The 14,631-nt window shown below is 57.0% G+C and carries 12 protein-coding genes and 1 pseudogene; 6 read left to right on the top strand and 7 right to left on the bottom strand.

What is annotated here, in order from left to right; translation table 11 throughout:
* Positions 1 to 1,390: 1,390 nt before the first annotated feature.
* Positions 1,391 to 1,621, bottom strand: a complete 231-nt coding sequence (locus tag HKX24_RS17315; protein WP_271693714.1) for a hypothetical protein — start codon at positions 1,619 to 1,621, stop codon at positions 1,391 to 1,393.
* 303 nt (positions 1,622 to 1,924) lie between these two features.
* On the opposite strand from HKX24_RS17315, the gene HKX24_RS17310 reads away from it, so the two are divergent.
* A complete protein-coding gene (locus tag HKX24_RS17310; protein WP_276154218.1) occupies positions 1,925 to 2,416 on the top strand; it encodes a hypothetical protein in 492 nt (163 codons plus the stop codon).
* A gap of 652 nt (positions 2,417 to 3,068) precedes the next feature.
* Here the strand turns inward: HKX24_RS17310 and HKX24_RS17305 are convergent.
* Positions 3,069 to 3,290 carry a hypothetical protein gene (locus HKX24_RS17305; RefSeq protein ID WP_276154217.1) on the bottom strand — a complete coding sequence of 74 codons (222 nt, stop codon included), beginning with the start codon at positions 3,288 to 3,290 and terminating at the stop codon, positions 3,069 to 3,071.
* A 257-nt stretch (positions 3,291 to 3,547) separates the two neighbouring features.
* On the opposite strand from HKX24_RS17305, the gene HKX24_RS17300 reads away from it, so the two are divergent.
* Positions 3,548 to 3,733: a hypothetical protein gene (locus tag HKX24_RS17300; RefSeq protein ID WP_136720337.1), complete on the top strand. Its 186-nt coding sequence runs from the start codon at positions 3,548 to 3,550 to the stop codon at positions 3,731 to 3,733.
* A 626-nt stretch (positions 3,734 to 4,359) separates the two neighbouring features.
* On the opposite strand, the gene HKX24_RS17295 is transcribed toward HKX24_RS17300, so the two are convergent.
* The 3 genes from HKX24_RS17295 to HKX24_RS17285 are packed head-to-tail and all read right to left on the bottom strand — an operon-like array spanning position 4,360 to position 8,091.
* A complete protein-coding gene (locus tag HKX24_RS17295) occupies positions 4,360 to 5,304 on the bottom strand; it encodes a cation diffusion facilitator family transporter (RefSeq protein ID WP_271693711.1) in 945 nt (314 codons plus the stop codon).
* A gap of 38 nt (positions 5,305 to 5,342) precedes the next feature.
* Positions 5,343 to 5,810: a DUF411 domain-containing protein gene (locus HKX24_RS17290; RefSeq protein ID WP_271693710.1), complete on the bottom strand. Its 468-nt coding sequence runs from the start codon at positions 5,808 to 5,810 to the stop codon at positions 5,343 to 5,345.
* A gap of 19 nt (positions 5,811 to 5,829) precedes the next feature.
* Positions 5,830 to 8,091, bottom strand: a complete 2,262-nt coding sequence (locus HKX24_RS17285) for a heavy metal translocating P-type ATPase (RefSeq protein ID WP_271693709.1) — start codon at positions 8,089 to 8,091, stop codon at positions 5,830 to 5,832.
* Positions 8,092 to 8,345: 254 nt separating this feature from the next.
* Here HKX24_RS17285 and HKX24_RS17280 point away from each other — a divergent pair, with 254 nt between their 5' ends.
* Together HKX24_RS17280 and HKX24_RS17275 are read left to right on the top strand one after the other, a co-directional pair.
* Positions 8,346 to 8,771: a helix-turn-helix domain-containing protein gene (locus HKX24_RS17280; RefSeq protein ID WP_243265542.1), complete on the top strand. Its 426-nt coding sequence runs from the start codon at positions 8,346 to 8,348 to the stop codon at positions 8,769 to 8,771.
* A gap of 6 nt (positions 8,772 to 8,777) precedes the next feature.
* Positions 8,778 to 9,095, top strand: coding sequence for a YnfA family protein (locus tag HKX24_RS17275; protein ID WP_271693816.1), 318 nt, complete (start codon positions 8,778 to 8,780; stop codon positions 9,093 to 9,095).
* Between the two features lie 38 nt (positions 9,096 to 9,133).
* Here the strand turns inward: HKX24_RS17275 and HKX24_RS17270 are convergent.
* Positions 9,134 to 9,262 (bottom strand): annotated as a pseudogene (locus tag HKX24_RS17270) (transmembrane anchor protein); the annotation flags it as partial.
* 412 nt (positions 9,263 to 9,674) lie between these two features.
* Positions 9,675 to 11,594: a hypothetical protein gene (locus HKX24_RS17265; protein ID WP_271693708.1), complete on the bottom strand. Its 1,920-nt coding sequence runs from the start codon at positions 11,592 to 11,594 to the stop codon at positions 9,675 to 9,677.
* A 512-nt stretch (positions 11,595 to 12,106) separates the two neighbouring features.
* Between HKX24_RS17265 and HKX24_RS17260 the strand changes: the two genes are divergently transcribed.
* Entirely contained in the window at positions 12,107 to 12,364 is a 258-nt protein-coding gene (locus HKX24_RS17260; protein WP_067628428.1) for a helix-turn-helix domain-containing protein, read from the top strand.
* Complete coding sequence (locus HKX24_RS17255; RefSeq protein WP_271693707.1) at positions 12,361 to 14,487, top strand: site-specific integrase; 2,127 nt, start codon at positions 12,361 to 12,363, stop codon at positions 14,485 to 14,487. Before HKX24_RS17260 ends, HKX24_RS17255 begins: the two co-directional genes overlap by 4 nt.
* Positions 14,488 to 14,631 lie beyond the last annotated feature (144 nt).

The raw sequence follows: 14,631 nt of genomic DNA, 5'->3' as shown, positions 1-14,631 counted from the left end.
CTTGCCGAATAGGTCGCCAGAGGACCGGCCTTCCATCAGTTGGTCTAATAGCTTTTTGTCGATGCTCATACGTGGGTCTCCTTATAGAGCAGTTACCACGCCAGAGCACAAAATTCAGGACAGTCCCCACCGCCATCACCCAAAGAGCAAGTCGACCACGTCATGGTCACGCTTCATAGCTGTTCGATACTTCGAATTCTTCGGCGTCGGCGGGGATGTCGTAGCCGCTGTCCGACGAACTCCAAGGTAAGCCTGCAAATCCGACATCAAGTAACGAATACCTCCGTCTCGAATGTATGCAATCTGGCCATCGCGACGACGACGCTGCAGCGTTTTCGTGCTCAGCCTCAGGTATTGGGCGGCTTCGGGTTCTGTCATGACTTCATTCATGGACAGGAGGTCAGACCGAAGCGAAAAAGTCAGAATTGGTTTGATTGTAACTGTGGGTTGTCAGCCTTCATACATGCATTCCCTCGAGAGGTAATCGGGGAATCCAACAAGGCGGAGGCTGCACCGCGTCAACTGGAAATCGATCGGGGCGGGCCCGAATCCGCTAAGATGGACATCGACCGGACGAAGTCGATCTTCCGCGCCAGAGGTTGGGCTCGGCGTTTCTTCGCGACATCTGAAGCAAAGGAAGGCGACATTATAGTCTTCTCTGGAACAGCACCTTATCGTATCAGCCTTCGCCTCGAACGGGGCAAACCGCCTTTCAAAACTCGATGATCACCGCAGTTCCATTCTCCGAAGCAGTCTTCTTAGGCACCGCGGGCTTCTTATCGGCAGCGCCAATCTAAACTGCTAAACCGCGTTCGACATACCTGTCGCGGAGGCCGTGGCAGCGGTCCATCCGAGAAAGGAAAACTTCGCCGTCACCCAATGTGTGCAACAAGGAAAGGTGATGCACCGCAGCCTTCATGATTTCCTAAATTGATGAAGACGAGATCCGGTTCCCATACTTCAGTTTGGACGAAAGCAGCCAGAAAGCCCGTAGGTTCATCCTACTCGTGGATCTCGCCACTTTGATTGAAAATAAATATGCCGCCGCGACGGCAAAGTTTCAGGATCAGTGGGCCGAACTTGATGCTGTCTAAGTGAACGGGAGGCCGCGGCGGACATCTACGTGCCCTTCCGCCATCGACGGCATTCTGAGCGGATCATCCTAAGAGTCTTGCAGGCCGCTCTTCGATCACGGCTGACAAGGCGGCTGTCCCACGCTCTAAACCTTTCGCCCAAAGCGCCCGCTTGCTCCCCTCCGAACGGGAAGCAGCTCAATTTGACTTTAGCAAGAAGTCAGGCAGCGGAGTCGCGCTCTGTTCAAGTTCGGCAGCTCTGGCTAAGACTTGGCCAACACCGCACAAGGCATACCAAACAGTCCTCTGCCAGTTCGTCAGTAACCTGGCAGAACTTCGGCAGTCGCGACCAGTCCTTTCCCTTCAGTAATACAGCCCATGGCATTGGCGACGCTCGCTGGAGCGTAAGAGTTCGCGCAGGCATCCTTGATGATCTCCAACTGGTTTTCGTTCAAGCTGCAATTGGACACGCAAAGTAGAAACGTCACGTCCTCTTCCCCTGTTTCCACCCACTCGATAAGGGCAAGCCCAATGTCGTCTGTGGTCAAGGCAATGGCCGCACAGCTAAGCACTACACCTTGGAGAGGCGAAAGAAGAAATCAGCCCGTCTCGAGGACCCGCAAAGCTCCACGCACTGCGTCACGGGCTCGAGCGGATGTGACAACGCTTGTTATGGGAAAGGTCGATCTTATCCTCCTGCTGCTCCTCTCGCTGAGAGCAGCAGGAGAACAAGCTGCCCTTATTAACACCAACCCGGAGGCCACTGGGTTTTGGCAATAACGGGCCCGAAAGGAGGAACGGCACGTCTTGGATCTGAGGCAATCCTGCCCAGGCATAACAGGGAGAACAATATGTTCGAAGTCCCCAAAGCCAGCCACTGCGCTGCACCGAAGACAATCACCAAGCGAGAAACACCGAAGGATGAGGCGGTGACCCAATCGACTTGCCTTTCGCTCTCGGTAAACGAAGCTGTCGTAGGAGCCCGCGATGTCGCGGACGCTTTCAGGCGAATTGATAATAGCGCCAACCTTCATAAGGAGTTGCACCAGCCGATCGGTGACATTTTGTGCGGAAAGTTGTCCGCCGACAGCTTCTCCGGGCAGAAGATCGATTGTTTAAAAGCGTTCGTTGAAACTCTGGAGGCAGATATAGCCGCTGAGACGCAGACATCGATCCACTTCGACGAATGCTGCATGTCAGGTGCTTGGGAGGAGACCCACGTTAGCAATCGTGGTGACGCAATTTACCGGCTCCAATGCGCTTTGGCTAAATTGGCAAACAGCATTTCGGACGTCATAAACCTTAGAAAGGCTGAAATATTGCGCGGCGAATTACTTAAGTAACTGGTTCGGCCGGGGTTCTCCTGGCCGAACCACTTTGCAGCAAGAGGTCTGGCAAGTAGCACACCGCTGAGAGACCGAGCGGTTTCTCCAAGGGGAAATGCGCTTCATAATCCGCGTTTTCCAGTTGTATGATGGGACAAGCGTGTTCAAGACGAACATTCACCCTACCCTACCACCCGGTCAAACCATTCAGGACTATAGATTCGCATCGCCAACACTTTTGCGATCATGTTGGCGATGTGACCATGGCGTCTTATGGTGCGCACGAAAACGAAGTTGGCAAACAGCCATGCACGATGTCAAAAACAATATCGGATGAACTGTTTACTCCCGGCATTACCCACATCGAGATCCGATGTTGGGATTGCGGACATACGGTGACCCGCAGGCCCAGCGAGCTGCCTGAGGGCATTACCCAGCACGAATTCGAGCGCCGGTCTGCTGCAAGTGCGGCACAGGCTGGCCGCAGGTGGCGCGGTTTCCTCGAAAGAAATCGACATCGATGTGATAAGCATACCTGAGGGAGACAACATGAAACCAAAGGTGCCCAGATTCTCATTCCAAGAACGCGCAGCGGAGAAAGCCGCCGCGCGCGAACGCGATGAAGAACTACTTCGCTCTGGTCAGGTTTCACACGCTGATATGGCGCGCGCTAACGGCGGTTTCGTCCGAGGGGCGCGTTACAAAGGCCCAGCAAAGCGCATTCAGGCACTCGCTGCGTCCCAGCCGTCAGATGACGACAGCGCCTGACCTGTGACATGACGATGAAGAGGAAGAGGAAGAGGAAGAGGATGAGGATGAGGAAGAGGATGCCGAGCTTAATACGCTCTGTCATGCCCGGCAGTGCGAAATGCCGTTCGAGGTCGATATCCATAATATCTGAAGGATCACCGGATCTTCAGCTTTCCTTCGTGTCAGAGATGGGACTGCCCCATGATAAGGTGCGGCAGGTCGCGGAGCACTTTCAGACGCTTTGCCCGTTCCCGTTGGCACTCGCTAAGTAGGAGCGGGTCTTCGTCACAAGCAAAAGGACCCCCTGTAAAACGCGTGGTTCGGTATGAACTGCGACAGAACTGTGCTATGCTCTATAGTGTTCAGTGTGAACCTGGGCGACGGCTCAAAGGAGGGGCAATGGCTATTTTTGACATCATCGTGTCGATCGCGTCGGTTGTTCTGGCTGGCGTGGCCATCGCCTATATGGCCTACTTGGCTCGGGTGAGCGGCCGAGATCGTCCGCACGATCCTGAGCGCTTGCGTCGATTTATCGCGAACGCGCCATACAACCTCGACGGTGAAAGACATAGCCAGAAAAGATGATCGGCTTTCTTGCAACTAAACTCTCCTCGGACGTCATCGTGACTGCAGAGATATCTTCTGCTTTCGGTAGCTAATCCAAGCAAGAAAATTTCAGACTGAATAATGAACAGCCTCTTCTTGGCATTCGAGCGCCGCAAAGATCATTCGAGCCGAGTGGGGTTTGAAATAGGAACTTTACATGTTCCTTTTGCGGTAGTGGCCTTCAACTCAATAGGCGTCGCAAGGAAACAAAAAGGCCTTGTGGCGGCTGGATGACGTAAAATGAGACACGTTGGAAACAATCCATCAATAACCTTATCAGTTAGTCAAATTTCATTAAATAGAAGCTAAGACATGTCCTCGTTGCCGCCTCGGACGCCACTTCAATCGATATCAGCTGTGAGCCTGACTGACCGTCTTGTGCGTGAGTAGCTTCACACTCGCGGTCTGGGCGCCCCTGTAGCGGGCGGCCTTAAACTGACCTTCACCAATCAGACCCTATACTGCACTGCGGCACACCAAACTGGACCTCGCTCGCATCTCTTTTATGAAAAGTGACACCAACCGTAGGATCTTCCGTAACGCTTTGAAGATCGGAACATGGTCCAATGAAACGTGTGGCCGCGCTGTTCGGAATCTTAAGATGCTTATGCGCCAGGTTCTTCGCCGGCGTTTTTTGCACCGTCTTTATGGCCAAATAACGCGGCACCATCATGGGCATTATCTGAGGTTTCAAACTCAAGGCTCGAGTGGGTAATGCCGAAGTCATCTTCGAGCTTTGTCTTGAGCGCCTGCTTTACAGCTTCAAGGTCCGTCCAATCTCGCCCCATCAACACTACATGACAATCAAGCGCCACCTCATGCTCCTGCATCTGCCAGAGATGGACGTGATGCACATCCCGGACCCCATCGACATCAGTCATCGCGTCGACCACTGCGCCTGCATCCATGTCAGGCGGGCTACCCAGCATCAGCATACGGATCGGACCGCCGATTTCAGTGAGTGCCAGATAAAGGATATAAAGCGCGATACCGATGGTGATCGCGGGATCAACCCAACGCAGGTCGTAAAGGATGATGAGCGTGCCGCCGATAATCACCGCGACCGAGGCCAGAGCGTCTGACAGGTTATGCAAGAACAATGCCCTGATGTTCACGCTACCCCTTTGCATCGAATAGGTCAGCAGCGCCGTCATCGTATCAACCACCAGCGCGACCCCGCCCAGAATGACCACCGTCCAGCCCGCCACTTGCGGCGGATCAATCATGCGCATCCCGCCCTCGTAGATCAGATAGACCCCGACAAGAATAAGCGTGGTGTAGTTGATCAGCGCGGCAACGATTTCGATCCGGCCATAGCCAAAGGTCATCCGCGCATCTGCCGGACGCCGTGCGATTTTGCGAGCCACAAAGGCGATCACCAAGGAGGCCATGTCTGAAAAATTGTGAAGCGCGTCCGCGATAAGGGCGAGCGACCCCGCAAAGACACCGCCCACGATCTGCGCCACAGTCAGAAGGGCATTCGCCCAGATGGCCAGTGATACTCTGCGGTCCCCGCTTTCGGGGTCAATATGGGCGTGATCATGTGCCATGCGCGCTTCCTGCTTGTTTGGTCCAAGTCCGCTGCGATTTAGGCAGCCTCGTAGCTTGTGAACACCTCGCTGTTGCCATCGCGAGCAATCAGATAGACATCATAGGCGTCGCGCTCACTCTCCGGCCCCATCCCCGGCGAACCATAGGGCATCCCCGGCACGGCAAGGCCGATGGCATCCGGGCGCTCGGCAAGCAATTTACGGATGTCGGCGGGCGGGACGTGCCCTTCGATCATATAGCCGTCAATCTTTCCGGTGTGACAAGAGGCCATGTCCTGCGGGATGCCGTTGTCTTGCTTGTATTTGATCAAGAGCGTTCCCAAGCTGCGCTCGGTCGTCACGGCAAAACCCTCGTTCTCCAGAATCTCGATCCACGCCGAACAGCAGCCGCAGTTGGGGTCTTTCATCACGTGGATGGCGGGCTTGTCTTCGGCCCATGCCGCAAATGGTGCGGCGGCGGCAAAGCTTGCGGAACAGGCCAGCAGGCTGCGTCGTGTGAGGGTCATGTAAAATCCTTCCAAAGGTTCAGACTGTCGTTTCGTTGGTTGCATGGGTTGTAGGGCGGCAACCGGGCTCGGCCAACCGCTCGGCGGTAGTTGACCGGAAAAACAGCAGCCGCAGGGCGTTGAGCGTTACCAGAACAGTCGCGCCAGTATCCGCCAGGATCGCAATCCAGAGGCCGGTGATGCCAAGCACCGTGGTGACAAGGAACACGGCTTTCAGCCCAAGCGCGATGGCGATGTTCTGCCGGATATTGCCCATCGCGGCGCGGGCGAGACGGATCTGGCCGGGCACATCTGTCACCCGGTCACGCAAGATCGCGGCATCGGCAGTCTCGAGCGCCACATCGGTGCCGGAGCCCATTGCGACGCCCACGTGCGCTGCGGCCAATGCAGGGGCATCATTGATGCCGTCACCGATCATCATGACCTTCGCCTCAGCCGTGAGGTTTTGAATGGCCGCAACCTTATCCTCCGGCATCAATTCAGCGCGGTGGTCGATGCCCAGCCCCTCTGCAATGGCCGCAGCGGTGCGCCGGTTGTCCCCGGTGAGCATCACCGATGAAATACCCAAAGCGTTCAATTGCGCCACTGCTTCTGCCGCATCGGCGCGGGGTTCATCGCGAAGAGCAACGAGGCCTTGGGCCTCGTTATCGCGCAAGACAATCACCACGGTCTTGCCCTGCGCTTCGAGCGTCTCGACCCGGGCGCGCAAAGTCTCTGACAGCGCCCCGCGTTCTGCCGCCAAACGCGGCGAGCCGACGCAGATGGTTGCCCCCGCGATCACCGCCTCGGCCCCTTTGCCGGGCAAGGCGCGGGACTGTGTCGCTGCGGCGGGGTCGATGTCGCGTGCCTCAGCCGCACCGCAAATCGCTTGGCCGAGCGGGTGGCTCGCACCGTTCTCAACTCCAGCGGCGAGGGCCAGAAGATCGGCTTCATTTCCCACAAGCACCTGAACATCAGTTACGCGGGGCTTGCCGTGGGTCAGCGTTCCAGTCTTGTCAAAAACCACATGGGTGACCCGCGCCGCCGCTTCGATCACTGCGCCGCCCTTCATCAGCAACCCGTTGCGCGCCCCGGTGGACAGGGCCGAGGTGATCGACGCAGGCACCGAGATCACCAGCGCGCAGGGGCAGCCGATCAGCAACAGAGCCAGCGCCCGATAGATCCATTCGCCCCAGGCGCCACCAAAGACAAGCGGCGGCACCACGGCCACTAAAGCGGCCATACCGACCACGGCAGGCATGTAGACGCGGCTGAACCGATCGATGAAGCGCTCGGTCGGCGCGCGGGCGCTCTCGGCCTCTTCCACCAGCCGCACAATACGCGCGATGGTGTTGTCCGCCGCAACCTTTGCGACTCGGATGCGCAGCAACGCTTCTGTGTTGATCGATCCGGCAAAGACATCCGCACCCGGCTCCTTAAGGCGCGGCACGCTTTCGCCGGTAACGGGGCTTTCGTCTACGCCCGAAGTTCCGCTGACCACCTCGCCGTCACAGGGCACCCGGTCCCCGGGGCGCACCTGCACAATCTGGCCGACGCTGAGCGCCTCTGCCGCCACCTCCCGCGTCTTGTTGCCCACCTCAAGCCGCGCCGTTTTCGGCACCAGCTTGGTCAGCGCACGGATGCTGTTGCGGGCCTTCCCGGCAGAGACACCTTCCAACAATTCGCCCACGGCAAAGAGAAAGACCACCAGCGCGGCTTCTTCCGGCTCTCCGATCACAAGCGCGCCACTGGCGGCGATGGTCATGAGCATTTCGATTGTAAAGGGCATGCCCACCCGCGCCATGGCAAAGGCCCGGCGCGCGACGGGAATAAGCCCGATCAACGTGGCGATGACAAAGCCCCAATGCGAAACCTCAGCAGGCAGGACAAGCCGCGAGGCCCATGCCATTGCGAGCAGAGCGCCGCTGCCGAGGACCAAGCGGCCTTTCGCGGTTTGATACCAAGCGGGGTCTGGCATCTCTTCGGGCGCATGCGCTTGAGGTGATGCCGCTGTCCCACCGATCACTGCATCGTCCGGCAGGATGAAACCGCCCTTCGGCCTCTCTGCCTGTGCCCCCTTTGGAGAGATGCCAAAACCGATGCCGCGCACGGCCTTCTCGATCCGCTCGGGCGAGGTCTCATTCTTATCCAGCGTCAGGCACAGCCGTTCTGACATCAGCGCGACATCGACATCCGCGACCCCGGGCAAGCGCTCCACCGCGCCGCGCACCTTGGCCGCGCAGGCGCCGCAGTCCATCCCCGTGACGCGCCATTCCCGTTGTGCTGTGCTCCCGTCCGTCATGTCTGCTTCCAATCCGATTCACCGTCAGACACAGAGATACGACCTACAGCAACTGTAGCTTCAAATGGTTTGTTTAACTTTTCTTCTCCCGATCATCCTTCTTTGCAATAGGCTGCGAGAATGGCCGCGTGGCGGAACGTGATACAACGATTTGCAGAAATCTCAGCGTTGAGTGTCATCCAGTTCACGAACTGCCGGCTTGTGCGACACCCTTCAAAAAACCTACAGAGACTGTAGAATGAAAGGGGTCAGATATGCTCGCGATCGGCACACTCGCAAAACGGACCGGCACCAAAGTGCAGACGATCCGGTATTACGAACAGATCGGTCTGATGCCCGAGCCCGGCCGGACCGAAGGCGGCCAGCGGCGTTACGGCGATGCTGAGTTGGACCGCCTCTCCTTCATCCGCCATTCCCGCCAGCTCGGCTTTTCGCTCGAGGCGATCCGAGAGTTGTTGGACCTCTCAGACACGCCAGACCGGTCCTGTGCGCAGGTCGATGCCATCGCCCAAAGGCAACTTCGCGACGTCGAGGCGCGGCTGGTGCGGCTCGAGGCCCTCCGCGTTGAATTGCTACGCATGATCGGTGCCTGCAATGCGGATCGGGTGGCTGATTGTCGCATTCTTGAGGTGCTGCGCGACCATGAGGAATGTCTTGCCGATCACGGGCCCACCGCCTGATGCCCGCTGCCCCCCCTCTATCCGCTTGCGGCATTGGCTGAGATCGTCGGGTGTTTCGCGGTCTGGGCGTGGTGGCGCGGCGCATCGCCGCTTTGGCTGGTGTCGGGGCTGCTGAGCTTGGCGCTGTTTGCGGGGCTGTTGGCCTTGGTAGAAGCTGGATTCGCCGGGCGCGCTTTTGCGGCCTATGGCGGTATCTATATCGCGGCTTCGCTGGTGTGGATGTGGGCTGTAGAAGGGCAGCGGCCTGATCTTTGGGATGCTGCCGGGGCGGGCCTCTGTATTCTTGGCGCAACGGTGATTATTCTCGCGCCCCGCGCCGGATAGGCTGCCGACCCTTCTGAAAGGACCGGCAGCCATAAGGTTTAGCTGGCGTCTTTGAATTCGTCGTATTCGCCAAGCACCTGAACGGTCACCGTCACCTCGATCTTGTCACGGTTGCGCCAGAACCAGCCGTGCTGACCTGCGAAACCGGCGGTGATTTCGCCTTCTTCCCTGATTTTGGCGGCAGACTTATGCACCATCACCTCGCGGGTCTCGCTAATTCATTGTTCCTTTTCCTCTCATGCCGTGCGGGGCGTGCAAGCTTCGTTGCTGGTGAGTAGCCATCTGCACCAAACCGTCTTCATCAGTGAGGCAACTCATCGCGTTCGCCAGAAATGCAGCTGCGTGCTCAATGATTGAAGCATCCCTAATAGTCTCGAGCTGCTCATCATTCAGATGCCAGACGTCAAGCGACTGAGGGCGCTCCCCCTCCCCTTGCAATCAAATCTACCTCGATATCTTTCTGTGGCGAATAATTCTCGTTAGTCATAGCAGTTTCCTTTCTTGTAGCCAGAACATTGGGTCGAAGTGGGTTTCGAAAAATCATTTGTCTGATTGCCCGGTAGCTTGCCAGCGCAGATGTTACCCGCGCGGCCCGGGAGCCGCATTCTCAGGCAGCAGCAGTTCGACCGACCAATTGGTTGCCGCATCAAGCGGAGGCCGCCTACAGTCTCTCAGACGAAGCTTCCCGCCCAAAGGCTTGGCAAACTGTTTGAAACGTCGGATCAAGTGCGCCGATGACTTTTTTTCTCCAAGTTCTCCCTTGAGCGCATCGATCGTGTCGAACACTCCGGGAGCGTTTTCGACGATCTCTCCCTGTTTGAACCGAGCAAATCCGTTCTCGACCAGAGAGATAGAAATTGCGGCGTCTATCCGGTCCCCTTTCAGCTCATTCCACGAGATCAACTCGTCCACAGGAAGACCAGGGATCGGAATATTGGAGACCAGAATGACACGCTTACGGTAGGGAGCATGGGCCAGTCGAAGACGCTCGACCAATTGGCGCGTGGCGAGTTCGCGTGACTGTAATTGCACCCGGCGGATTCTGTGGTCTGGATGGCAGGGCACTTTCACCGCCATGCCGCTACCGTCTGCCATTTCGTAGGGCAGTTCAACCAAGGGCAGCCGATGCCCTCCCTTCATATCCATCGGCACGAAGTTCAGCGGTTCCCCATGTGTATCTCCCCACAGTGCGCGTCCCTGATCCTCCAGCGTCGAGACAGGCAACTCTTGACGACCAAGAACGATCACTGCGGAGTAGTCCTTGTAGCGGTTCGATCCCAACGACCTACCTCCGAGCCAGAGCCATCGTGCCCCATGTAGCTTTGTGCCAAGCATGATCTGGTTGATCTCGGTCTCACTTTTCGAACTGAAATCATGGCCCGCGTCCTCGAAGAACTTCTGCACAACCGTTTTGGTTGCACCTACAAGCACGCCTGAGTTCTTCGTCAGCCGATCACGCAGCACCTCTCGCGCGATTACCCTTCTGCACCCTTCGCGATGGCTTTTACTGCCCAGTAATGCGGAGATGGACATCTGGTGATCGTGGACTTGCACGACATGGGCCTGAGGCCGCAGGGTCAGTTCATGCTCTGCTCGAATATCACAGCCGAGAGCGGCCAAGATCTCGGTATCCGCATCGGCATCGAGAACCAGCATAGGTTCCTTGTGCCGCAGTGGCTGCTTGCGCATCACGCGCAGCACCTCCTTTTCACCGTAAGTAAATAGACGAAGCCGCTCGCACTCGGTCAGGCCCAAACGCTTTGCCTCGGCCAAAACTTTCCAGACCGCTGCAAAGCTCGAAACCTTCCGATGCGCCCGAGCGGCCTTCTCCAGTTTTCTCTTCTGCTTCTGGAGGCTTTGGTCCGGGCGAATATCTGATGCGGGTGCCTGGTCCTTGCGCTCAAGCTCAGCGAAGGCCTCAAAATCGCTTGCAGAATAAGGCAATGCCAACGGGCTTTCCCCAGCACAAAGCTTCCCGACGACTTGTGCTGCCGCCTTCAAGAGTTGAGCATGATCTGCGGCGGCTGATGTCGGAAAATAGGTCCGGGGGGCCTTGAAGGTGACGGGATCGATGTCCCGGATCCAAAGAAAATTCTTCCAGAAGGTTTCGTCCAGAACCCTAAGTGCCGGATCTACACCTGGTTGCTTCGGCAGGCCGAAGTATGCGGTCGCGAGGAAGTGGCAGGCCGCATCCACTCTGAATTGGCCAAGATAGGCGCATTCCTCGAAATGGGGGCATTGTGCAACTGTGCCATTTTCCGCCTTCGTTTCGCAGAAATGCTCCATTGCAGAGAGCCCAATCCGACTTGCCTGTTCGACCAGCTCAGCCTTGGCGCACATTGGACCATCTCCGTCAGGCCGTGGTGCAGACCTGCCGCGAATGGTGTGGGCAGGCAGCCCAAGGCCCTCCGCTTCGCGTGTCGCCTCCGCTGCCAGGGCAAGCGTCGGCACATGGAAGGCAACGTTCCCAAGTTGTCCGTCAGCCGCGCGTTCGGCCATGAGCTCTCGCTCAAGTGTGCTCTTTCCGGCTCCAGGGCTTGCCCGGATTACAGCACTTGGCACACCTTCGCTTTCGGACGCCTCCCGCAAGGTGCGGTTGGCCATTGTCAATGCCGACCTCAACATTGGGCGCGCCTCAGATGCCGGGGTGAAAATGGTCGGGCGGCATGCGTGCGCCACTCGGTAGGCGCCGGAATTGCAGAACCGACCTGAGCTATCACGGGTCGGCAGATTTCGATTTGTCAAAGTCATCACTCTTATCCTGTTGGTTCAGGAGGGAGGTGAGACCGGTTCGGAAGATCGAGAAGAAATTGGTTGGTTTCGGATAAAAGGTGTCATCCCGGTATTAGATACCTCTTACCGGTTTGACACTTTTTCCTTTTCAGAGGCTCGGCGGAGAGTCCCGATCCGCGGTCCGTTTTGCACGATGGGAGGTCGAACTTTATTGCTCCGGAAATTTCCGAGAAAGCCGTGCGGAACCTAATTCCTCCGTAATCCAAAGGAGGAATTAAATGAAAAAACCTGTCTATTACACTGCCAACGAGGTTGCCGAGATCTTCAATCGGGACCCGCATACCATCAGAGATTGGATCAATCACGGCTGCCCGACACCAGAAGGTCTTGTGAGGCTTCAAGCCGCGAAGCTCGGCAAATCGTGGACGATCAAGGACGAGTGGCTGGCGATCTTCGAGCTTCGAGTCCGGCCTGACCCTGTGAGGCCGGACCTCGAACTCGAAATCCCCCGCGAACCTGAAAGGGAAACTCCATGACACTCGATCAAATATTGCGCAGTTACCTGGAAACCAGCGGTGAAAGCATGCGCGCGCTTTCTCTCCGTGCAGGGCTGAACCCGAAAGCCGTAAGCGACATCCTGAACATTCCCGGCCTTCGACCGCGTCATTCCACACTTTCGGCGCTGTCTACAGCAACCGGCTCGGATTTGTTTGGGGCGCAAGTGATTACCTGTGTTACCTATGCCGACCTGATCGAAAAGGCTCACCGCCAAGGAGAAAGCGGTCTGGTTTCAAGACTACGTTGGTTGTGCCGCCATGCTGGGTGGGCCCCCGAACTGAAACAAGTTTGCAAGCAGGATGTAATTGACTTTTTCGACAGTAATGAGCCTGCACGGTTCAACCTGAGCAAAGGAAGCTATGCAACCTACCGCTCGGCGTTGGTAAACGCCGCTGGGCGCGACCAGCCGCGGGAGCGCAAACGCTCTATCAATGATATAGCCGGCCACTATCAGAGAGCTTATAAAGCCATTCAAGATAGTGACCTCCCATGCTCGGCAAAATACGCCTGCGGCCCGTTTCTCGTCTTTCTGCACGAGGAGGGAATTGCTCCGGACGAGATTACCACAGCGACCCTTGCAGCTTTCTACAACTATCGCGTCGAAACATCTTCAAAGAGCGCTGCACGTTGCGAAAAGCAGGTTCGCGAAATCTCAACACTGCTGAGCCACCTCGCGTCTGAACCAAAGTTGGCGCACCTCGACTTTGCGACGGCTTGCCATCCCTTTTACGACGCACGGGACAAATTCGGTGTCGATGACGCGATACTTGCGCCGCTACTGGAAGAATTCGACACCAGAGTGGCTCCCTGGGCACAGGGGAAGGTCTCACGTGATGGACTATCCCGGGCCGCGTTCATAGCGCGAATGGATCAACAAGAGGCTACCGGCGAAATCAGCGACAAGAAGGCCAAGTTGCGCGCCAAACGGCAGGAGAAAGCCGAAAGGCCCGGTCAGTCCACTAAACAGGATGGCCCAAGCCGGTTGGAGTTGTTGCGCCAAGCGGGTTTCCTGGTCGGCAAACACACTTGGAAAGCCGAAACCTTAAAGACACGGCGCGGATACATTAAGTCGCTGGCTAAAGCGGTTGCTTCGTCGGCTGACGTCGTGCCCGAGACCATCGAAGAACTCACCGATCCGGAATTCCTCGACGTAGCGGCGGAGACCCTTAGCGAAGTCAACCAAGGCGATTTTCCGAGTGCTTACGTCACAAGCGTTCTCAAGACGGCGCGCAAGATCGCCCGGGACTATCTGAACCGGTCGCCGGAAGAGCTCCGTGAACTCGATGATACGATCGCGCTGCATAAGGTGAACTATCAGGGCATCGCACCGCGGAACATGTCCAAGCTCAGGCTGTTTAATGGCACCCGCATTCAGCAGACCATCGACCTGAGTGCGATGCTGCTTGCGGACATAGACGCATCGATCAAGGCGAAGCGTAAAGCCTGCCAGAAAAAGAACGGAGTGCTCCCACCGCCGGCCGAGGTGCTCGACCCTGACCTCGGTCGAGATATCATGGCCACCTTGGCCCACGATATCTTGCTGGCAAGAGCCCCTCGCAGTGCCAATGTTCTGCGTGCGCGTCTCGATTGGATCACATGGTCTGATGGCCGCGCCCGTATCGTAGTGCCCGCTTCGGAAGTGAAAATGCGGAGTGCAGGTGATGCTGATTTGACAGTTCAGCTGGGCACGACGGCGAGCAAGCTCCTGAAAACGTATTTAGAGATCGTGCGCCCAACGATGCTGGCACCATTGCAGAAGAAAAACCCATATCTCTTTCCCGGACAGGGAAAGACGAACGCTGGTAGCTACTACTCAGGCCTTCTGCATCGGGTGACAAAGCGTTTGCACCAAAAAGTCGGCGTTCGCATCAATCCGCATCTCTATCGCCACCTGATCGGCTGGATCTGGCTGAAAGACAGCCTCGATAACTTGCCGAAGGTGCAACGCCTGCTTGGGCACAAGAAATTGCAGACGACCATCGATCACTATGCCGAGCTCGACGAGAACCTCGTTTTTGACGAATGGCTCGCGCGACTGGACAGACGCCCCCGCTGCTTGAGGCCGCGAGGCACTCAAAGGAAAGCTTCAAAACATGAATGAACATCTCGCCCTATTGGTGTTGATTGTCACTGAGAGCTGACCCGGTATTTTCACCGAGATTTGACCCACCCTCAGTTATGCGTCGTGGTTTATGACGCGGTCAATGTTTTGGCTCCTTTCGTGTTTTCTTTGCAGCCTCAGCGC

Source organism: Sulfitobacter sp. M85 (genome assembly GCF_029285915.1).
GTDB lineage: Bacteria > Pseudomonadota > Alphaproteobacteria > Rhodobacterales > Rhodobacteraceae > Sulfitobacter > Sulfitobacter faviae.
This window is presented reverse-complemented; position numbering and strand designations above follow the sequence as displayed.